This is a genomic window from Pantoea sp., from assembly GCF_028283705.1.
In the GTDB taxonomy this organism is placed as follows: Bacteria; Pseudomonadota; Gammaproteobacteria; order Enterobacterales; family Enterobacteriaceae; genus Pantoea.
The window spans coordinates 251,461-273,012 of the sequence record NZ_JAPWKD010000015.1; the positions used below are offsets into that span (position 1 = coordinate 251,461).

Annotated in this window: 15 protein-coding genes; 8 read left to right on the top strand and 7 right to left on the bottom strand. The window is 53.6% G+C overall.

Annotated features, from left to right (window positions below):
• The first annotated feature begins 42 nt into the window (after window positions 1-42).
• From PW844_RS13950 to yjfF, 3 genes are read left to right on the top strand one after another with little or no spacing between them, the layout of a single operon-like run.
• Window positions 43-1,563: a sugar ABC transporter ATP-binding protein gene (locus PW844_RS13950; RefSeq protein WP_299452634.1), complete on the top strand. Its 1,521-nt coding sequence runs from the start codon at window positions 43-45 to the stop codon at window positions 1,561-1,563.
• Window positions 1,556-2,572 (top strand): galactofuranose ABC transporter, ATP-binding protein YtfT, encoded by a 1,017-nt coding sequence (ytfT, locus tag PW844_RS13955; protein ID WP_299452638.1) that lies wholly within the window; start codon window positions 1,556-1,558, stop codon window positions 2,570-2,572. The genes PW844_RS13950 and ytfT overlap by 8 nt, the downstream gene beginning before the upstream one ends.
• On the top strand, window positions 2,569-3,558 hold the full coding sequence (gene yjfF / locus PW844_RS13960) for a galactofuranose ABC transporter, permease protein YjfF (RefSeq protein ID WP_299452640.1): 990 nt from the start codon (window positions 2,569-2,571) through the stop codon (window positions 3,556-3,558). Before ytfT ends, yjfF begins: the two co-directional genes overlap by 4 nt.
• 137 nt (window positions 3,559-3,695) lie before the next feature.
• On the opposite strand, the gene PW844_RS13965 is transcribed toward yjfF, so the two are convergent.
• The 4 genes from PW844_RS13965 to PW844_RS13980 all read right to left on the bottom strand — a co-directional run bounded on the left by PW844_RS13965 (window position 3,696) and on the right by PW844_RS13980 (window position 10,777).
• Window positions 3,696-5,492, bottom strand: coding sequence for a hypothetical protein (locus PW844_RS13965; RefSeq protein WP_299452643.1), 1,797 nt, complete (start codon window positions 5,490-5,492; stop codon window positions 3,696-3,698).
• 110 nt (window positions 5,493-5,602) lie between these two features.
• A complete protein-coding gene (locus PW844_RS13970) occupies window positions 5,603-7,381 on the bottom strand; it encodes a hypothetical protein (protein ID WP_299452645.1) in 1,779 nt (592 codons plus the stop codon).
• Window positions 7,382-7,576: 195 nt separating this feature from the next.
• Window positions 7,577-9,079 carry an L-arabinose isomerase gene (araA, locus tag PW844_RS13975; RefSeq protein WP_299452648.1) on the bottom strand — a complete coding sequence of 501 codons (1,503 nt, stop codon included), beginning with the start codon at window positions 9,077-9,079 and terminating at the stop codon, window positions 7,577-7,579.
• A gap of 12 nt (window positions 9,080-9,091) precedes the next feature.
• Window positions 9,092-10,777, bottom strand: coding sequence for a ribulokinase (locus PW844_RS13980; protein WP_299452650.1), 1,686 nt, complete (start codon window positions 10,775-10,777; stop codon window positions 9,092-9,094).
• A 367-nt stretch (window positions 10,778-11,144) separates the two neighbouring features.
• Between PW844_RS13980 and PW844_RS13985 the strand changes: the two genes are divergently transcribed.
• From PW844_RS13985 to PW844_RS14005, 5 genes are all read left to right on the top strand, one after another.
• Entirely contained in the window at window positions 11,145-12,128 is a 984-nt protein-coding gene (locus PW844_RS13985) for an arabinose ABC transporter substrate-binding protein (RefSeq protein ID WP_208714885.1), read from the top strand.
• A gap of 66 nt (window positions 12,129-12,194) precedes the next feature.
• A complete protein-coding gene (gene araG / locus PW844_RS13990; RefSeq protein ID WP_299452661.1) occupies window positions 12,195-13,715 on the top strand; it encodes an L-arabinose ABC transporter ATP-binding protein AraG in 1,521 nt (506 codons plus the stop codon).
• Window positions 13,716-13,732: 17 nt separating this feature from the next.
• Window positions 13,733-14,719: an L-arabinose ABC transporter permease AraH gene (gene araH, locus PW844_RS13995; protein ID WP_299452663.1), complete on the top strand. Its 987-nt coding sequence runs from the start codon at window positions 13,733-13,735 to the stop codon at window positions 14,717-14,719.
• Between the two features lie 71 nt (window positions 14,720-14,790).
• A complete protein-coding gene (gene araC / locus PW844_RS14000; protein WP_299452665.1) occupies window positions 14,791-15,708 on the top strand; it encodes an arabinose operon transcriptional regulator AraC in 918 nt (305 codons plus the stop codon).
• 77 nt (window positions 15,709-15,785) lie between these two features.
• Window positions 15,786-16,826, top strand: coding sequence for an oxidoreductase (locus tag PW844_RS14005; protein WP_299452668.1), 1,041 nt, complete (start codon window positions 15,786-15,788; stop codon window positions 16,824-16,826).
• Window positions 16,827-16,873: 47 nt separating this feature from the next.
• Here PW844_RS14005 and PW844_RS14010 read toward each other — a convergent pair whose 3' ends face one another.
• From PW844_RS14010 to PW844_RS14020, 3 genes are all read right to left on the bottom strand, one after another.
• Window positions 16,874-18,472: a glycoside hydrolase family 19 protein gene (locus PW844_RS14010; protein WP_299452670.1), complete on the bottom strand. Its 1,599-nt coding sequence runs from the start codon at window positions 18,470-18,472 to the stop codon at window positions 16,874-16,876.
• A 291-nt stretch (window positions 18,473-18,763) separates the two neighbouring features.
• Window positions 18,764-19,762: an adenosine deaminase gene (gene add, locus PW844_RS14015; protein WP_299452673.1), complete on the bottom strand. Its 999-nt coding sequence runs from the start codon at window positions 19,760-19,762 to the stop codon at window positions 18,764-18,766.
• A 206-nt stretch (window positions 19,763-19,968) separates the two neighbouring features.
• On the bottom strand, window positions 19,969-21,468 hold the full coding sequence (locus tag PW844_RS14020) for a YdgA family protein (protein WP_299452676.1): 1,500 nt from the start codon (window positions 21,466-21,468) through the stop codon (window positions 19,969-19,971).
• Window positions 21,469-21,552: the final 84 nt, after the last annotated feature.

Below are 21,552 nucleotides of genomic sequence, written 5' to 3' on the forward strand. Positions count from 1 at the left end.
CCTTCGGGGCGGTTTTCATGACGTAAGGCGAGGCAGATCCGTATGAGTACATCACAAGAAGAAGCACTGCTGACCATCAGCGGCGTCAGCAAAGGTTTTCCGGGCGTTAAGGCGCTGGATAACGTCTCTTTTAGCATCCGTAAAGGCGAAATTATGGCGCTGCTGGGAGAGAACGGTGCCGGTAAATCGACGCTGATTAAAGTGCTGACCGGTGTTTACACCCGCGATGCCGGGGTGATTACCCTTAATGGTCAGACCATCGCGCCGCACAATACCGGCGATGCGCAGGCGATGGGGATTGGCACTGTTTACCAGGAAGTGAACCTGCTGCCGAACATGTCGGTGGCGGATAATTTATATATCGGTCGCGAACCACGTCGCTTTGGCATGATCGATCGCAAGCGCATGGTGCGCGATGCCGATGCGCTGATGCGTAAATACGGTTTTGCGTTGGATGTGACACGGCAGCTGGGCCATTACTCGGTGGCGATGCAACAGATTATCGCGATTTGCCGGGCGGTAGATCTCTCGGCGCAGGTGTTGATCCTCGATGAACCCACCGCCAGCCTCGATGCCAGCGAAGTCGAAATGTTATTTGCCCTGATGGCGCAACTGAAAGCCAAAGGGATGAGCCTGATTTTTGTCACCCATTTTCTGGATCAGGTCTATCGCATCACCGACCGCATCACGGTGCTGCGTAACGGGCAGTTTATCGCCACCCGTGATACCGCCTCACTGCCGCGTATTGAGTTGATCAAACTGATGCTGGGGCGTGAACTGCTGGAAACGGCGTTGCAACGTCAGGGCAGTACCTTACGCAGCAATCAACCGGTGGTGGCGTTTGAAGATTACGGTAAGAAGGGCACCATCGAGCCGTTCAGTTTGCAGGTGCGGCCGGGAGAAGTGGTCGGGCTGGCCGGGCTGTTAGGTTCAGGGCGTACCGAAACCGCCGAAGTGTTGTTTGGTATCCGCCGTGCCGATCGCGGTACTGCCACCATCAAAGGCAAAGTGCAGCAGATTCGCACCCCGGCAAAAGCCTCCAAACTGGGCATGGGGTTCTGCCCGGAAGACCGCAAGACCGACGGCATTATTGGTAAGGCGTCGGTACGGGAAAATATTATCCTCGCGTTGCAGGCGCAGCGCGGCTGGCTGCGTCCGATTAAAAAGCGTGAACAACAGGCGATAGCCGATCGCTTTATTAAAAGTCTGGGGATACGGACACCGAATGCCGATCAACCGGTTGAGTTATTGTCCGGTGGTAATCAGCAGAAAGTGTTGCTGTCTCGCTGGCTGGTGACTAAACCCCAGTTTCTGATACTCGATGAGCCGACGCGTGGTATCGATGTCGGTGCCCATGCCGAGATTATTCGTCTGATTGAATCCCTGTGCGCCGATGGACTGGCGCTGCTGGTTATCTCCTCTGAACTCGAAGAACTGGTGGGCTACGCCGATCGCGTGTTGATTATGCGTGATTTGAAACAGGTGGCGGAAATCCCACTCGAGCAGCTGTCGGTGGCGTCAATTGTCAACGCCATCGCCCACGGAGGAGCACAACATGCTTGAATCCGATATGACGTCTGAAAAAACCAATCGGCGTAAACCGAAACTACCTCCCGGTATGCCGCAAATCGCTGCCCTGATCCTGGTGCTGCTGGTGGATAGCCTGGTCGCCAATAACTTTTTTGCTGTGCATGTGCAAGATGGCCGCCTGTTTGGCAGCCCGATCGATATTCTCAACCGCGCAGCGCCAGTGGCGTTGCTGGCGGTGGGGATGACGCTGGTGATTGCCACCGGGGGCATTGATTTGTCGGTGGGTGCGGTGATGGCAATCGCTGGGGCCACGGCGGCAACGCTCACCGTGGCAGGACACAGTTTATCCTTTGTGATTCTTGCGACGCTCGGCACCGGTCTGGCATGCGGTTTGTGGAACGGGGTGCTGGTGGCACTGTTACGTATCCAGCCGTTCGTCGCCACGCTGATTTTGATGGTGGCGGGGCGCGGTGTCGCGCAGCTGATCACCCAGGGGCAAATCGTCACCTTCGATAATGACAACCTGGCGTGGTTTGGCAGCGGGTCATTGTGGCTGTTGCCGGTGCCGGTGTGGATAACGCTGGTAGTGGCGCTGGCTGTGTGGTTGTTGACGCGCAAAACCGCGCTCGGGTTGTTTATCGAAGCGGTCGGGATCAACCTGCGTGCGGCGCGCAATGCCGGTGTCACCGGTTGGCTGGTGGTGATGTCCACTTACGTTATCAGCGGTGTCTGTGCGGCGGTGGCGGGTCTGATTGTCGCCGCAGATATCCGTGGCGCGGACGCCAACAACGCCGGTCTGTGGCTGGAGCTGGATGCGATTCTGGCGGTGGTGATTGGTGGGGCATCGCTGATGGGCGGGCGTTTTAATCTGGTGCTGTCGCTGATTGGCGCGCTGATTATTCAGTCAATGAATACCGGGATTTTGTTGTCAGGATTCCCGCCCGAACTGAACCAGGTGGTTAAAGCGATTGTGGTGATGTGCGTGTTGCTGATTCAGTCACCACGCTTTATCGCTATGCTGAAACGGAGACGTCCATCATGATTAAACGCCATCTTCCCCTGATGATTACCCTGCTGGTGTTTGTCGCCGGGTATCTGTTCTGTCTCAGCCAGTTTCCCGGCTTCGCTTCAACGCGGGTGATTTGTAATATCCTGACCGATAACGCCTTTCTTGGCATCATTGCCGTCGGGATGACGTTTGTCATCCTGTCCGGCGGGATTGACTTGTCAGTGGGCGCGGTGATCGCCTTTACCGGTGTGTTTCTCGCCCGGTTGATCGGGGATTATCATGTTGATCCGCTGCTGGCGTTTGCGCTGATTCTGGCATTGGGCGCGGCATTTGGTGCCATGATGGGCTGGTTGATTGATGCGCTGAAAATCCCGGCGTTTATCATCACCCTGGCTGGGATGTTTTTCCTGCGCGGTTGCAGCTATCTGGTGTCGGAAAACTCCATTCCCATCGACCATCCGCTGTATACCACGCTGTCGAGCCTGGCATGGAAAATCCCGGGTGGCGGGCGTCTGAGCCTGCTGGCGGTCATTATGCTGGTGGTGGTGATTGGCGGCATCCTGCTGGCGCACCGTACGCGGTTTGGTAATCAGGTGTATGCCATCGGCGGCAACCTGACCTCAGCCCAGCTGATGGGGATCCCGACCCGTGCCACCACCATCAAAATCTACATGTTATCGACCACGTTGGCGACGGTGGCAGGCATTGTGTTTTCTATCTATACCTCGGCGGGTTATGCGCTGGCAGGATTAGGGGTGGAACTCGATGCCATCGCCTCGGTGGTGATCGGCGGCACGCTGCTGTCGGGTGGCGTAGGTACGGTACTCGGCACGCTGTTTGGCGTGTTGATTCAGGGGCTGATCCAGACGTGGATCAACTTCGACGGCACCCTGAGTTCCTGGTGGACCAAAATCGCCATCGGCATTCTGCTGTTTGCCTTTATCGCCTTACAACGCCTGCTGACGGTGATGTGGGATCGCCAGCAGAACGCGCCAGTAAAACGGTTATCATCCTCGTAGCCTTGCACCACCTCAGGGAAAGTTGTGACGATGTTTCTGGAATACCGTCCGCTGCGACGATCTTTGTGAAACACCGTTGTGGAGGCCCAACCGGGCCTCCTGTTTTTTCCGTGTCTGTGTATCTGTAGCGGCCCGATTTATCGCGCAATCCAGGTAATGGTGTGACTTTTTGCCATCAGCGCCGCCAGATTCGGTCGCACCGGATAGCCATTTTCCCAATGACAGTTGTCAATGTCATCGAAGGTACAGAACATCAATTGATTTATCGCTTCAATGCCCAGCGTTTCTCTGACTGCGCGGAACCAATCCATCACGATTCTTTTGTCCGTCTCGTCTTTCAATGCCAGCAACCAGATATTGACTCTGGCGAAAGCAAACTCATTATCCAGATTGGCATACATGTTGCGTTGATCGATGCCGTCGCCAATTACCACCACCGGCATGGAACTCAGCAGGTTAGTGGTTTCCTGGGCGGCTTTGCGGGCAAATTCTTCGGCATCATGGAAGTGGCTGTGTGTGCCTCTAAGCTTGGTCGCGCGAACCGCCAGACTGAGCAGATACGTCAATTCGGGGTTGGCTTTGCTGGTGTATTCATGCTGTTTACCCAACAGCAACTGCTGCATGATACCCGGCACCAGTTGCAGACCACAGTTGATAATCGAATGGGTGACCACATCCAGATTGGTACCATGTGCCACGTTGTTCTCAGCATCAGGATTAAAGGCGGCAGGACGGTAATTGACGGTGCCGGGCTGGGGATCACGTACACGGACAAGATATTCGCCCACTGTCTTATAAGGGAAATGGCCCCCGGCAAATTGTCTGATTAAACCCTGACGGATCGTCTCCATTTCGTCTCTGATATGCCCTGGCGGAAAACGGAGGAGAGCAGCATCATTATTGAAATCGTAACTTTCAAACGAGATCGGGGTATCTTTGGCAATATAATAATCAGCAAATAAGCTTTCCTGATTATTTTCAATATGGGTCAGATTCAACGTGGGATGTGACAATGTTTCTATCGTGTCACTACTGGCCAGTACATAGTTGAGATCGGGTCTTCCCAGGCTATCTGTTTTGAGAATGGTGTTGACGAGAACATCAAAGGTACAAACCCGTATTTCGTTGATTGTTTCATTTTTTGTTGTGTCATAAATCTCTTTGAGGCATTGCAGCAGGATGTTTTTTTCCTGTTTATTTCTGCATGCCAACCCGCGGATGTTCAATCTCTTCGTCGCTATTTGGTTATCAGCATTTTGATATAGACGACCTGCTTCAATACCATCACCAAAGGCAACCACAGGCATAGATGAAAAAAAAGCTTCATTATTTTGTGCTGCTGCTTTTGCAAGTTCCTGTGCGTCACGAAAACTACATATACTCGATAACAGGCTGGCTCTGACACCCTTGCAAAGTTTATAATAATTACCCTCGCTGAGAGTTTTAATATAGGGATGCTCCATGCCCAGCAACTTCAGTTGCTTAATGACCGGGACAATTTGCAGATTGCAATTGATAACGGAATAGAGAACCACCGCAGCATTGGTGCCATGTGCCAGTCTATTGTTGCCGGTCAGAATCCACTTCGCCGGGCGGTGATCAATGCTGTTGCCAGCGGGGTAATGTTTTGCCTGACGATAAATGCCCACGTTAGCGTCGCGATAGGGTTGACCCTCATACTTTTCTTTTAAATGCTGGCGTATTGCGGCCATATCCTCGCGCCATCCCCCAGCCCACATATTTTGGTACGACAGATCATTAAAATTAAAATTATCGAATGTGATGGGGGTGTCCATAGGAATATAAAATGAGGATAAGTCATAGGTGGGTTGGTTTGTGGCATGGCTGATATTGATTGTCGATTGGGATGTGCCAGCTACTGATTCAATGATCGACTGATTGACCAGGGTTGATGTATTTCTGTTCACGTCCATCGGTTACGTTCTCCTGATTTTGTTGCGGCGCGATTTATCGCGCGTTCTTTACCATCGGCAACGCTGTTAAATGCGCGATAAATCGCGCCGCGACGAATTGATGCAATCAATTATGCAAGGGTATGACTTTTTTCCATCAGTGCAGCAAGGTCGGGGCGCGTTGCGCGACCTGTTCTCCTGCGGCAATCGCTAATATCTTTAAGGGTACAAAACATTAATGAATTGATTTCTTCAATACCCAGCCTATCGCGAACTTTCTTAAACCATTCCATCACGATTCTTTTATCCATTTCATCCTTAAGCGCCAGAATCCAGATATTCACTCTGGCGTAAGCGAATTCATTACTCAGACCGGCATACATATCGCGTTCATTGACGCCCTCGCCAATTACCATCACCGGTATGGAACTGAGGAGATTGGTGGATTCTTTTGTAGCATCAAGGGCGAATTGCTCAGCATCACGAAAATTGCTGTGTAAGGCTCTGAGTGACGTCGCACGAACCGCCACGTTCAGCAGCCAGGTTAATTCCGGGTTGGCTTTAAAGGTGATGTCATGTTGTTTGCCCAGCAGCAGAAGCTGGGTGATACCCGGCACCAGTTGCAGGCCACAGTTAATAATGGCATGGGTTACTACATCCAGATTCGTACCGTGGGCAACATTATTCTCCGCATACGGATAAAAGGCCTCCGGGCGGTAATCAATATCGTCGGGTTCAGGTGGGGAGGTGTAGGCAAGATTCTCCTGTATTGTTTTATAAGGAAATCGGTCGCCGCCATATTTTCTGACCAATTCCTGGCGTATTTCCTCCAGATCAACCCTCATAAATTCTTCATAAAGTGTTCTGTGGCGGAAATCATTAAAATTCAGTGTTTCAAATGAGATCGGTGTGCTTTTATCTATATGAAATAATGCCAATAGACCGGCTGTATCTTTTTCAATATGACTCAAATTCAATGCCGGTTTTGCATGCGTGTCTATTGTATCGCTGCTTGCCAGAACATAGCCGATATCTGGCCATCCGCGGGCATTTTTTTTCCATAAGGTGTTATCGAGTTCAGCATAGGTACAGACGCGGATGGCTTTTATTTTGTCATTTTTTGTCACGTTATAAATTTGCTGAAGGCAGTTGAGTATGATGTCTTTATCTTTATTGTCCCGACATGACAGTATACGGATATCGAGACATTTCGTGGTGCCCTGCGCATCCATATTGGCGAAGAATTCGCCTTGCCCGGTGCCATTGCCAATAATAACCACCGGTATTGAGTCAAAAAACGCATCGTTATTCTGCGCTGTCTGATTAGCAAGCAGCTTCACATCCTGGAATGAGCAGTTTCTCATATTTAGCAGGCTGACTTGTACCTGAGAGCAAAGCTGATAAAAATTTTCCTCGTTAGTGAGTTTAATATAAGGATGGATCATGCCGAGTAATTTCAGCTGTTTAATGGCGGGGACAATTTTCAGATTGCAGTTGATCACGGAATACAAAACTACCGCCAGATTAGCGCCGTGCGCCATCACGTTTTTACCGTTGAAATCGAACTCCGAACGGTAAAAATCTTTGCCGCGTGCAGAAGGATATTTTTTGGCTTTGATATATTCATCGATCGTAGCATGAGGGTAAGTATTGTTCTGATATTTTTCTTTTAAGTTAACTTGCATAACTTCCAACGCATCGCGGCAGAATCTATCAAATGATTTTTTATACGATAAATCATTGAAATCAATCTGTTGAAAGTTTATCGGCCTATTTTTATCAATATAAAACGAGGATAAGTCATAATTTTCGCGGTTTGCCAACTGACTTATATTGATGGTGGGGGATGGAGCGGCCTGTGTCCCTTCAACCTGAAGGAGTGCGCCTGCGATATTTCCAATAGGGTCCATATTTAACTCTCTCCTGAAGGACGCAGTTCTTTTGTGAGCCTGCTATGGCATTAAACATTATTCCTTCCTGAGGGCGCTGGGATTTTTTCATGAGAAAAACCGCAATGCATCTCTGAATGTATTGCGGTGCAGTTTTTTCTTTCTAACATAAAAAAGGCCGCGATAAATCGCGACCTGAGAAAACAGGAAAAGTAATTACCGCATCAGGCGGTAATAAGCCTCATTCCAGCGCAGCGCATCTTTGAACGCCGGTAACCGCGTCTCGTCATCAATCACCAGCACTTCGATACCGTTCAGCTCGCCATAAAGATAGAGGTCATCAAGATCCAGTGCCTGGCTGAACACCGTATGGTGTGCACCACCGGCCAGAATCCAGGCTTCTGATGCCGTTGCCAGTGACGGTTGTGCACGCCACAAGGCACGCGCCACCGGCAGCTTCGGTAACGGTTTCGGTTGCTCAATGGCATCGACCACATTGACCAGCAGACGGAAGCGGTCGCCGAGATCGATCACGCTGGCATTCACCGCACGTCCGGCTGGGGTAGAGAAAATCAGGCGGGCCGGATCGGCTTTGCCGCCAATGCCAAGGAACTGTACATCAATCAGCGGTTTCTCTTCTTTGGCGATGGACGGGCACACTTCCAGCATATGGGAACCCAGCACCAGATCGTTACCTGGTGCGAAGTGGTAGGTGTAATCCTCCATAAATGAAGTGCCGCCGGGGCGATTGCCTGCCTGTATTTTGAGGATGTGCAGCAGCGCAGCGGTTTTCCAGTCACCTTCACCGGCAAAACCGTAGCCCTGACCCATCAGGCGTTGCACCGCCAGACCCGGCAGCTGCGTCATACCATGTAACGTCTGGAAGTTGGTGGTAAAGGCTTTGCAGCCTTCAGCTTCAAGGAAGCGTTTCAGTCCCAATTCAATGCGTGCTGCGTCCAGCACGTTCTGGCGTTTCTCACCATTCACTGCCGCCACTTCGGTAAAGCGATAGTGGCTTTCGTATTCATCAATCAGGGCATTGACGTCGCCATCGCTGACGCTGTTCACCACCTCGACCAAATCACCGACGCCCCAGCCGTTTACCGCATAACCAAACTGAATTTGCGCCGCCACTTTATCGCCTTCGGTGACTGCCACTTCGCGCATGTTATCGCCGAAACGGGCAACTTTCAGTTGCTGGCTGGCCTGACGTGCCTGGGCAGCACGGATCCAGCGGCCAATCCGCAGCTGACTCTCTTTATCCTGCCAGTGGCCGGTAACGACGCTGTGTTGCAGGCCCATACGCGCACCGATAAAGCCGAACTCGCGGCCACCGTGGGCGGTCTGGTTGAGGTTCATAAAGTCCATATCCATGCTGTCCCATGGGATCTCGGCATTGAACTGGGTATGGAATTGCAGCAGTGGCTTATTCAGGATACTTAACCCGCCGATCCACATTTTGGCGGGTGAGAAGGTGTGCAGCCAGGTAATGATGCCGACACATTCATTGGCGTGGTTCGCTTCGCGGCACAGTGCCAGCGCTTCGTCCGGCGATTTCACCAGCGGTTTGAGCACCAGTTGCAACGGCAGGCTACCCGCCTGATTCAAGCCATCCATCACCTGGCGCGCATGTTGTTCCACCTGGCGTAACGTTTCCGCCCCGTAGAGGTGTTGCGTACCAATAACAAACCACACCTGTTGTGTGTTGTGCTGTTCCATAAAACCACTCCTTTACTTAGCGGAAACGGTGCGTGCGGCATACTGCGGTTCAGCGGCCTGGCACCAATGTTGATAGCGTTGATAAAGCTGTTGATAGCGCGCCACGCGCTGACTATCCGGTTGTAAGGTCACGTCGATCGGGCTGGCCATTACCTGCTGTGCCGCCGGGACATCGGCGTAAACCTGGGCGGCGACCGCGGCAAAAATGGCCGCACCGAGTGCGCAGCATTCGTCAGAAGCGACGATATCCAGTGGTCGGTTCATCACGTCGCAGCAGGCCTGCATGATGGCCGGGGATTTACGTGCAATGCCGCCGAGAGTCAGCACGCTTGCCACCGGAATCTGCTGTTGTTCGAAACATTCCATAATGGCGCGCGCGCCAAAGGCAGTAGCAGCGATAAGGCCGCCAAACAGCGCCGGGGCATCGGTACCGAGATTGAGGTCGGTAATCACGCCTTTCAGGCGTTGATTCGCATCAGGAGTGCGACGACCGTTGAACCAGTCCAGCACCACTGGCAGATGATCGAGTTGCGGATTAGCAGCCCAGGCATCGGTCAGTTGACGGATCAGATCTTTTTGCAGCTGCTCCAGCTGGGGTTGCAGCTCAGGGTGTTGCTGCGCGGCCTGTTGCAGTGGCCAGCCGAGCAGGCGGCTGAACCAGGCGTAGATATCGCCGAAAGCGGATTGTCCAGCTTCGCAGCCAATTGCACCCGGTACCACGCTGCCATCGACCTGGCCGCAAATACCTTTGATGGCGCGGTCACCGACTTTTTCGCTGTCGGCAATCAGGATGTCGCATGTTGAGGTGCCGATCACCTTCACCAGCGTATAGGGTTGTGCTCCGGCACCGACGGCACCCATATGGCAATCAAACGCGCCGCCAGACAGCACCACCTGGGGTGACAGGCCGAGACGTTGCGCCCATTCGGCGCTCAGGGTGCCGACTGGCACATCAGCAGTCCAGGTATCGCTGAACAGCGGAGAGTCGAGTTGTTCGGTCAGCAGCGGGTCGAGCGCATTAAGGAATTCAGCGGGAGGCAGACCCTGCCAGTCCGGGTGCCAGAGGGACTTATGCCCGGCGGCACAGCGGCCACGACGCAACTGCTGCGGCGCGGTGGTGCCACTCAGCAGGGCTGGCACCCAGTCACACAGCTCCACCCAGGAAACGGCGGCGTCACGGACTGCGGCATCTTCACGGGAAACGTGCAAAATTTTCGCCCAGAACCACTCCGACGAATAAATGCCGCCGATATAGCGGGTATAGTCGGTGAAGCGGCCGCTGTGGCACAGCTGATTGATCTCCTCCGCTTCTTCTATTGCGGTGTGATCTTTCCACAACACAAACATGGCATTGGGGTTATCGGCGAACTCAGGACGCAGCGCCAGCACGTTGCCATCGCGGTCGATCGGTGCCGGCGTTGATCCGGTGCTGTCCACACCAATCCCCACCACGGCGGTACGTTGTTCCGGGCTGAGTTTTTGCACCACCGTCACCAGCGCCTGTTCCAGCGCGTCTATATAGTCCTGCGGATGATGACGAAAGCGGTTGGCATGTGCGTCGCAAAACAGCCCTTTAGCCCAGCGCGGATAGTTGACCACGGCTTTTTCCAGTTCTTTGCCACTGTGGCAGTCCACGGCCAGAGCCCGGACGGAATCGCTGCCAAAATCCAGCCCGATGGTAATAGCGCCAGCGCCCATTGAAATTCTCCTGTGTCAGTTATCTGCGCTTATCCTGGAATGGGTGGGCTGGAGCGGTTAGTCATCCCCAGCTGAGAATATGCACTTTTCTGCCATCAACAGGTATTTCGTGATCCACTGCAAAAGTTAATGACCGGTTAATTTTGCTGAATATATGGAGAATTTTGTCGTCGTTCCGGGATGTGATACCGCTCTACATTTTTCTCACCTTTTCCCGCTACAACTAGCCCAGCGTTTGCACAGCCTTTGTACAAACCTTGTTCTAACGCGCTGATTTTACGCTGTACCCGTAAGAGAAGTCAGTGTGGTAGCGCTTACACCGATTCGTTTAAAGCTCGCTAAAAACATCATTGTGCCGGAGAGCATCATGCATAAATTCACTAAAACGCTGGCGGCAATTGGTCTCGCCGCGCTTATGTCACATTCCGCTATCGCCGAGACCATGAAGCTCGGTTTTCTCGTCAAACAACCGGAGGAACCCTGGTTCCAGACTGAGTGGCGCTTTGCCGATAAAGCGGGCAAAGATCTCGGCTTTGAAGTGATCAAAATCGCTGTACCCGACGGCGAAAAAACCCTGAACGCCATCGACAGCCTGGCGGCCAGCGGTGCGAAAGGGTTTGTGATCTGTACCCCGGACCCGAAACTGGGATCGGCGATTATGGCGAAAGCCCGTAGCTATGACCTGAAAGTGATTGCGGTCGATGATCAGTTTGTTAACGCCAAAGGCAAACCGATGGACACCGTGCCACTGGTGATGATGGCGGCAACCAAAATCGGCGAGCGTCAGGGCCAGGAACTGTATAAAGAAATGCAGAAACGCGGCTGGGATGTGAAAGAGACCGGCGTGATGGCGATCACCGCCAACGAGCTGGATACCGCGCGTCGCCGCACCACCGGTTCGATGGATGCATTGAAAGCGGCAGGTTTCCCGGCGGCTCAGATTTATCAGGTCCCCACCAAATCTAACGATATCCCGGGTGCTTTCGATGCCGGTAACTCGCTGCTGGTGCAACATCCGAAAGTGAAACACTGGTTGATCCTCGGCATGAATGACAACACCGTGCTGGGTGGCGTGCGCGCCACTGAAGGCCAGGGCTTCAAGGCACCGGATGTGATCGGTATTGGCATCAACGGCGTGGATGCGGTCAGCGAGCTTTCCAAAGGGGAACCGACCGGTTTCTACGGATCGCTGCTGCCCAGCCCGGACGTACACGGCTATAAAAGCAGCCAGATGCTGTATGAGTGGGTAACCAAAGGACAGGAACCTGCGAAGTTTACTGAAGTCACCGACGTGGTGCTGATCACCCGCGATAACTTCAAAACCGAACTGGCGAAAAAAGGGCTGATGTAATCCCGTTGCGTGCGCTCTGTGCCTCGCGGGGACAGAGCGCCTTATTCACCACGATATGGAGTTCCCATGAACACTGATTCTGACTTTCTGTCGTTTCATGGTATCAGCAAGACGTTCCCCGGTGTGAAAGCGCTCCAGGATATCTCGTTCAACTGCCGCGCTGGTGAAGTGCATGCGTTGATGGGTGAGAACGGCGCAGGCAAATCGACGTTGCTGAAAATTCTCAGCGGCAGTTATCAGCCCACCGCGGGCGAGATCCACATCAAAGGCCAGCCGGTACGGTTTAATCACACCACCGAGGCGCTGGATGCCGGGGTGGCGATCATTTATCAGGAACTGCACCTGGTGCCGGAAATGAGTGTGGCGGAGAACATCTACCTCGGTCAGATTCCGCATCGTCATGGCCTGGTCAACCGTAAATTGCTGCGCTTTGAGGCGGGTTTACAGCTGAAAAATCTGGGCATGGATATCGACCCGGATATGCCGCTGAAATACCTGTCGCTCGGCCAGTGGCAGATGGTGGAGATTGCCAAAGCGCTGGCGCGTAACGCGCGCATTATCGCGTTTGATGAACCCACCAGCTCGCTGTCGGCGCGTGAAATCGAACATCTGTTCCGCGTGATCCGCCAGCTGCGCGAGCAGGGCCGGGTCGTGTTGTATGTTTCGCATCGCATGGAAGAAATTTTTGCGCTGAGTGACGCCATCACCGTGTTTAAAGATGGCCGCTACGTGCGCACCTTCACGGACATGAAAAACACCCACCATGAAGACCTGGTACAGGCGATGGTGGGACGCAATCTGGGGGATATCTATGGTTACGCGCCGCGTGATTTGGGCCCCGTGCGTTTGCAGCTGGACCAGGTGGAGGCGAAGGGTGTGCGTATGCCCATTTCGCTAGAAGTACGGGCTGGCGAAATTGTCGGGCTATTCGGCCTTGTCGGGGCTGGGCGCAGTGAACTGATGAAAGGGTTATTCGGTGCCACCCGCCTGCGTGGCGGCAGTGTGTCGCTGGATGGGAAAAAACTCAATATTCGCCAGCCGATCGATGCGATCCGTGCCGGCATTATGCTGTGCCCGGAAGATCGTAAGGCGGAGGGCATCATCCCGGTGCATTCGGTACGCGACAACATCAACATCAGCGCGCGTCGCCATAATCTCACCGCCGGTTGCCTGATTAAACCCGGCTGGGAGGCGAAAAATGCCGACAGCCATATCCGCTCGCTCAATATCAAAACTCCGCATGCGCAGCAGCTGATCATGAATCTGTCGGGTGGTAACCAGCAGAAAGCGATTCTGGGCCGCTGGTTGTCGGAGGAGATGAACGTGATTCTGCTGGATGAGCCCACTCGTGGCATTGATGTGGGTGCGAAACACGAGATTTATAACCTGATTTATCAACTGGCAAACAAAGGTATTGCCGTGTTGTTTGCCTCCAGCGATCTGCCCGAAGTGATGGGCCTGGCCGACCGTATCGTGGTGATGCGTGAAGGCGAAATTGCCGGTGAACTGCCACACGACCGTGCCACGGAGCAGCTGACGCTGGGCCTGGCGATGCCGAAAACGACTCAAGCGGCCGCCGTGGCCTGATGTAAAGGAGAGCAATTATGGCTTCATCTACCACTTCTAATACGCCACCGGCGCAGCGCAGCGGCCTGCAACTGGGACGTATCTGGGATAACTTCGGCATGCTGGTGGTGTTCGCACTGCTGTTTATTGCCTGTACCCTTTTTGTCCCCAACTTTGGCTCCTTTATCAATATGAAAGGGCTGGGGCTGGCGATGTCGATGTCGGGCATGGTGGCGTGTGGCATGCTGTTCTGTCTCGCCTCCGGGGATTTTGACCTGTCGGTCGCCTCAGTGATCGCCTGTGCAGGCGTGGTCACTGCGGTAGTGATCAACATGACCGAAAGCCTGTGGATTGGTGTGGCGGCCGGTTTATTGCTGGGTATGGCGACCGGTTTTGTTAACGGTTTCGTGATTGCCCGGCTGAAGATCAATGCCCTGATTACCACACTGGCCACGATGCAGATTGTGCGTGGTCTGGCGTATATCTTTTCAGACGGTAAAGCGGTGGGTATCGAAGATGAACGTTTCTTCGCCCTCGGCTATGCCAACTGGTTTGGCTTGCCAGCCCCGATCTGGCTGACTATCGCCACGATGATCGTGTTCGGGTTTCTGTTGAATAAAACCACTTTTGGCCGTAACACGCTGGCGATTGGTGGCAACGAGGAAGCGGCGCGTCTGGCCGGCGTGCCGGTGGTGCGTACCCGTATCATCATTTTTATCCTTTCCGGGTTAGTCTCGGCGGCGGCGGGCATCATTCTGGCGTCGCGTATGACCAGCGGCCAGCCAATGACCTCTCTGGGCTACGAGTTGATCGTGATTTCTGCCTGCGTCCTGGGTGGGGTGTCACTGAAAGGCGGTATCGGTAAAATTTCTTACGTGGTGGCCGGGGTATTAATCCTGGGTACGGTTGAGAATGCGATGAATCTCCTGAATATATCGCCTTTCTCACAGTATGTGGTGCGCGGTTTGATACTGTTAGCGGCGGTGATTTTTGACCGTTACAAACAGAAAAATAAAGCCGCCTGAGTCGGTGACAACAACGGAACGGTAACAGCCGTTCCGTTTCGGTTATCAATCACGCGAAAAGTGAGGGCATTATGTACCACCGCGAACCCCCCGTGGCCCAGCAAAACCCGTTATTACCGGGGTACCCCTTTAATGCCTGGCTGGTGGCCGGGCTGACGCCGATTACCGCCGATGGCCCGCTCGATTTCTTTATCGACCGTCCGCTCGGAATGAAAGGCTATATCCTCAATCTGACCATTAAAGGCGAAGGTCGGGTGTTTGATGGTGAACAGGCATTCGACTGCCTGCCTGGCGATATGCTGCTGTTCCAGCCGAAAACCCCGCATTACTATGGCCGTGCGCCAGATAGCCCGTGCTGGTTTCATCGCTGGGTCTATTTCCGCCCGCGTGCCTACTGGACTGACTGGCTGCAATGGCAGGACGAATCCCAGGGGGTGGGGCGTCTGCGTCTGCCGGAAGCCCAGCGTGCAGAATTTGATCGTCTGTTTGCCAGTATTGAACAGACGCATAACTCCGGACGGCGTTTTGCCGAAGAACTGGCGATGAACCTGCTGGAACGATTGTTGCTGCGCGCGGTGGAAGAAGATCCACGCAGCCATCAGCAAATCCGCGATCCACGCGTGATTGAAGCCTGCCAGTACGTCACTAATCATCTGGCGAGTGAGGTGAAAATTGAGGAGGTGGCGCGCCATGTCTGTCTGTCACCCTCACGTCTGGCGCATTTGTTCCGCGAGCAGATGGGCATCAACCTGCTGCGCTGGCGTGAAGACCAGCGGGTGATCCGTGCCAAACTGCTGTTGCAGACCACCCAGGAGCCGATTGCCTCAGTGGGTCGCGAAGTGGGCTATGATGACCAGCTGTATTTTTCGCGCGTATTCCGTAAACGCGTGGGCGTCAGCCCCAGTGATTTCCGGCGTCGCAGCCAGGATGCACAGGATGCGCTGGTGGCCCAGGAAAGCTGGCAACCTGCAAGGAGTGCGATCTTCTGAGCTTTCAGGTGATTCCTTCTTGTCCTCACTGACTGATTCGTCTTAAATCAGTCAGGTAACGAACAAGAGGAATGATAATGAGCGATAAACTTCGTGTCGGCCTGATAGGCTACGGATTTGCCAGCAAAACTTTCCATGCACCGTTGATTGCCGGTACGCCAGACGTTGAACTGGCGGCGGTCTCCAGTAGCGACGCCACAAAAGTGCATGCGGACTGGCCTTCGGTGCAGGTGGTTGCCGATCCTCAGATGCTGCTGGACGATCCGACTCTGCACCTGATTGTAATTCCTACCCCGAATGATACCCATTTCCCGTTAGCTAAAGCCGCGCTGAACGCGGGCAAGCATGTGGTGGTGGATAAACCTTTTACCGTCACCCTGTCGCAGGCGCGTGAACTGGATGCGCTGGCAAAAGCGAAAGGTCTGCTGCTGTCGGTGTTCCATAACCGCCGCTGGGATAGCGATTTCCTGACGTTGAAGTCTCTACTGGCTGATGGCTCTCTCGGTGAAGTCCGTTATCTGGAGTCGCATTTTGACCGCTTCCGCCCGGAAGTTCGTCAGCGCTGGCGTGAGATGAAAGGGCCGGGTAGCGGTATCTGGTTTGATTTGGGGCCGCATGTGCTCGACCAGGCGTTGCAGCTGTTCGGTGCGCCTGTTGCCATCAACGTCGATATGGCTGAACTGCGTACCGGTGCGCAAACCACCGATTATTTCCATGCCACGCTGACTTATCCGCAACGCCGCGTGGTGCTGCACGCCAGTATGCTGGCGGCGGCGGAGTCGGCGCGTTTTATCGTGCACGGCACGCGCGGCAGCTATGTGAAATTTGGTCTCGATCCTCAGGAAGATCGTCTGAAGGCGGGCGAACGTCCACCGAAGGAGGAGTGGGGTTATGATATGCGTGATGGTGTGCTGACGCTGGCCGATGGTGACGTGATGGTGGAAAAAGCCCTGCTGACGCTGCCAGGCAACTATCCGGCTTATTATGCAGCAGTGCGTGATGCCATCGCCGGTACCGGTGCGAATCCGGTCACAGCGGAAGAGGCGATTCAGGTGATGGAGCTGATTGAGCTGGGCCTGCAATCGGCAGAGCAACGCCAGACCATGTCGTTGAAATAATCGTTACTCTCTCCCGCCAGCGGGAGAGAGTCTTCGTGCAGGAACAATTAATCTTTAATCACCACATCCGGGAAACTCGCTTTAACGCAGCGAGTATAATCACCCTTGGTTAACGCGCTAAAATCGTTTTCCTGCCAGTTAACCAGTTTACATGCATAGGACTTCCCGCCTGGGTTTTCGGCAACATAGCTGTCATCTTTCACCCAGAATAAAGGCATCGCCGCTGAACTCTCTTCGCTGAATTGTTTCATACCCTTACAACCCAACACTTCACTGTCCGGTACGGATACACCCAGCTGTTTGGCAAAGGCTTTGTAATACTCGATACGATTTAGCGACTGCTGGATTTCTACGCTGCCACCACATTCGACACCCCCGTTAATGATTTGGGTGGTCACACCAAAGCCGGGAACCAGTCCATTGGCTTTGTCTGCCGCATTTGGCTGCCAGCTACCGTCCATCACGGCCTGCATACTTGGCTTAGGCGGTTGCGGTTGCACATAGAAAAATATCGCACTGGCGAGGTTGAGCCAGGTATCAGCGACCAGATGAGGTTCTTTCAGTAACACATTCACATCACCATACATGGCTTGTGAGAAGACGCCGTAGTTAAAGTTATAACTTAGCTGTTTAGCGCCGCGCCCAAAATAACTGAGCGCATTGCCCTGGCTGTCTTTAGCACACGGCCAGGCTTTGCCCTGCCAGGTGGTGGGATCACAGGTTGCGCCTGTGTATTTATCATAGCTGGTTTCGTCAAGGCCCATTTCCCTGACCCAATGTAATCCTTGTTGCCACTGAGCAACGTCACTCTCGCTGGCATGCTCACCGGTTTCCTGCACAAAGTGCGCAAACATGGTGGCGAGAGTCTTTTTACAAATCCCTTCCGCATCCTGCCCATTTTCGCTATCCGCACAAAGAACCGGGAATTTACCAACTGCTTTCAGGAAATTTTCATAGGTGTAAGCGGGAGCGCGGTGCGGGAAGAATGTGTCCCATTTAGCGGCTGTTACCAGCGCTTCTACGCGTTTCACGTTGGCCGGATTGTTTGACGCGCCCGGCTTAATCTGCTCAACCTGATCGTTACTCAGTGTGCGAATGGCTTTTTTTACTGCAATCAGTTGTTCCGTGTTGGTCAGGGCGGCTTCATGTTCATCCAGCGCTTTTTGGCTCAGCTCCAGATCTGGTTCAGATGCGCCACCGTGCAGACTCCATGCTGAATCCCATGCCCAGCCCTCACCCGGTGCATAGACTGAAGATTCTCCACTGCACCAGTTAGCGACCTGACATTGATAATCGTTACCGTGGTTACTGACAATCTCGCCCATTTTGTATTGTTTGCCAGGCTGATATTGCGGATAGTCAGACGGCCCCGTTTCAGGGGGAGCAGGTGGTGTTGGTTCAGGATCCGGTGTCGGTTCGGGATCGATATCGGGTACCGCGCCGATTTTTTTCCATACGTTTTCCCAGTTGTGGGTGATCGTCGGGTTCGGTGTTTCACCTGGGTTGGCATACCATTGCGCCTCGAAATCCCCACCCTGCCAGGTTACTTTCGCTCCGCCGGTATAGGCTTTGTTGATATCGTATTTGTCATAGGCATGGAGTTGAAATGATACCAACATGCTGACGGTAAGCAGGGACAATGCCATCCCATGGAGTCTGTGCTTATTTTTCACTTAATAATCTCATTCATTAACGTAATAAGGTGGTTTGGTTAGCGCTGTAACCAGGGGATGAATGAGACCATCCTGAATATCTTCAAATGTTGTTTAATATCAAATTGAATTTTTAACGTATGGATTCTCGGATTAAAAAAGAAATGTCCTGTGGGGGGATATTGGGTACTGATTGATTTGAGAAAATTATGTGATATCTGACAGCATGGAGAAATCAGCAGTGCTGATAAAGCCAGCACCGCTGAGATAAGATGCAGGAAATGTTTATCCTGCCACGCGTGTGCGCAACGCAGATTTTTCCGCTTCGGTCAAAAACGCAATGGTCACGCCATTCTCCTGCGCCTGGCGCATTTCCGCCACACTCAGTCCGGCCTGGGGGGCCGCGACCTGATATTCATGTGCCAGCTCAATCCCCTGAACTGCCGGATCATCGGTGTTGATGGTGGCGAGAATACCGTGATTGAGGAAGGCTTTCAGCGGATGGCTGGCGAAGGAGGAGACCGTGCTGGTCTGAATGTTGGACGTCAGGCAGGATTCGATACCGATCTTCTGCTCAGCAAGAAAATCCATCAGCGCACGGTCTTCAATCGCCTTCACGCCATGACCGATACGCTCGGCCCCCAGTTCCCGAATCGCCTGCCAGATGCTTTCCGGACCTGCCGCCTCACCGGCGTGCACGGTAATACGGAAACCTGCATCGCGGGCGCGGTTAAAGTGGCTGAGGAATTCACTGCCCGGGAAGCCCAGCTCGTCACCTGCCAGATCCACCGCAGTGATGCCATCACGATGCGCCAGCAAACCTTCCAGCTCACGCAGACAGGCTTCTTCGCCAAAGGTACGGCTCATGATGCCGATCAGGCGGACATCCACACCGTATTGCTTAACACCCGCGCGCACGCCATCAATCACCGCTTCCACCACACCGGCAATCGGCAGCTGATGCGTCATCGCCATATAGCCGGGTGAAAAGCGCAGTTCGGCGTAATGGATCCCGGCACGGGCCGCGTCCTCGACGTTTTCCAGCGCAATGCGACGGCAGGCATCAAGATCGCCCAGCACCTTCACGCCCCAATCCAGTTTTTGCAGAAAGCTCACCAGATCCGGCTCGTTTTCCGTGACCTGCACATGCGGACGCAGCGCTTCAAGGTTGGTGGCAGGCAGGCTGAGATTAAACTGGCGGCCTAAATCAAGAATGGTTTGCGCCCGGATGTTGCCATCAAGGTGGCGGTGAATGTCGGTAAGAGGAATTTTGGAATCAAACATGGCGCACTCGCTGAGTTATTGTGAAGTGCAGAGCATTATAAAAACTTCTTGCGCAACAGCGCCAGCAATTTGCGCAAATGCGTGGGCGGATGCTGCATAAAGCAGCATCGAGGCTGAAATATCGGATGTTGTTACGGATTTCTGTCGGGTTGTCGCAACGTGGTAAATGAAAAAAAGCGGCTGGTCAGCCGCTTTTTTAAGGTGGATTACTCAGGCATGCCTTCGCTGGTCTGGCTGCCCAGCATATAACGTGAAAGGAACTGCTCCAGCGTCAGTTTGTCACCGTTCATGGTGACCTGGCCATTGGCGTATTGCAGGCTGGTGGTGATGTTGTCATCCTGCTGCTGTGTCAGACGGAACATCTGGCCCATCGCCGCCAGCCCTTTCACCTGCTGATCTGCCAGTTTCTGCGCATCATCGCTCTGATAACCTTCCGCCAGGCCAACATGGCGCATCACTTCCGTTGCCATCGGCATATTGATCACCAGTTTGCCATCCAGGGTTTTCAGCACGCGATCGACTGCGGCACTCAGTGTCTGCACGTCACCGGTCACGCTGGCCGGATCGTTAAAGCCAACATTCAGGTTAAAGGTGCTTTCGCCTTTGTCGTTCTTCCAGCTCAGTGGTGCGATGCTGAGGGTTGGTGAACCTTTCAGCAGCGTCGGCAGGTTCTTCATCAGGATGGTATGCACGCCTTCCTGATAGCGGATCGGATCATCGATCAGCCCCGGCTGACTCAGCAAATCCTGAATTTGCGCGTTATAACTATCGGAGAAAGCTTTCACTGCCTGGGCATCAAACTGCGCCAGTTTCATGGTGATCTTAGCTTCGCCGAATGGCTGTTTTTGCAGGCTGATATTGCCGACCTGATAGTCAATCTGGCCGCCAATCTTGCCATCTTTATTGTCGAACGATGAAGTCCCGTTCATTTTTTCCAGCGTCAGACCTTCCTGACCATTCACACTGGCTGTCAGCTTATCCAGCGCAATGCTTTGATCGCCTACGCGTACCCCTTCCGGGCTAAGGTGGGTGTCGCCATTCACCTTCAGGCCGTTAAGGGTAAACAGCACCGGCTGATTAACTTCGTTCTTGCTGGCGAACGCAATGCTGGAAAAATCGCCCTGCAGGCCAATATTGTCGCCTTTCTCATCGGCACTAATATTCAGCGTGCCGCCGTTAGTCGCCAGACGTACGCCATTCTGTGCGTCCTGATAATCGGCCGGCAACAGCGCCAGGGCGGTGTCAGTGGCACCGCTGTAGCCAATGCGGGTATCGGCACTGACCAGTGATTTGCCGTTGGTCAGTTCAAACAGTTTCTTCACCGCATCGGTGTTTTCCAGTTCGCTATGTACCGATGCCATACTCGGGAGGAAAACGCCGCGCTTCAGCTGTGAAAAAGGGAAGGGACCGTGATCGATAACGGTGTTCAGCACAATGCTTTGACCCGGCTTCAGTAACGGGTTGTCTTCAGTTTGCGAACTGGCCTGCAACACCAGTCGGGCTTTGCTGCTGAACAGGCCGCGCTGGTAATCCTGATAGCTGAGCGTCAGGCGGCTGTTCGGCGCGTAAGCGTTGAGCTGCGCATTGGCGTTTTGCACCATCTGATCAATATGGCTTTCCAGTTGCTTGCCGGTGAACCAGGCGGCACCGGTCCAGATTACCCCGAGAGCCACAATCACACCTACGGCAACCTTGGTCTTTTTCATCGCTGAGTCGTCCTTATCCTTGCGTCCGCATACGCTGCTGGCCTGTGCGCGACGGGTGAAGAAAAACGCCCGCAGGCGTTTTTA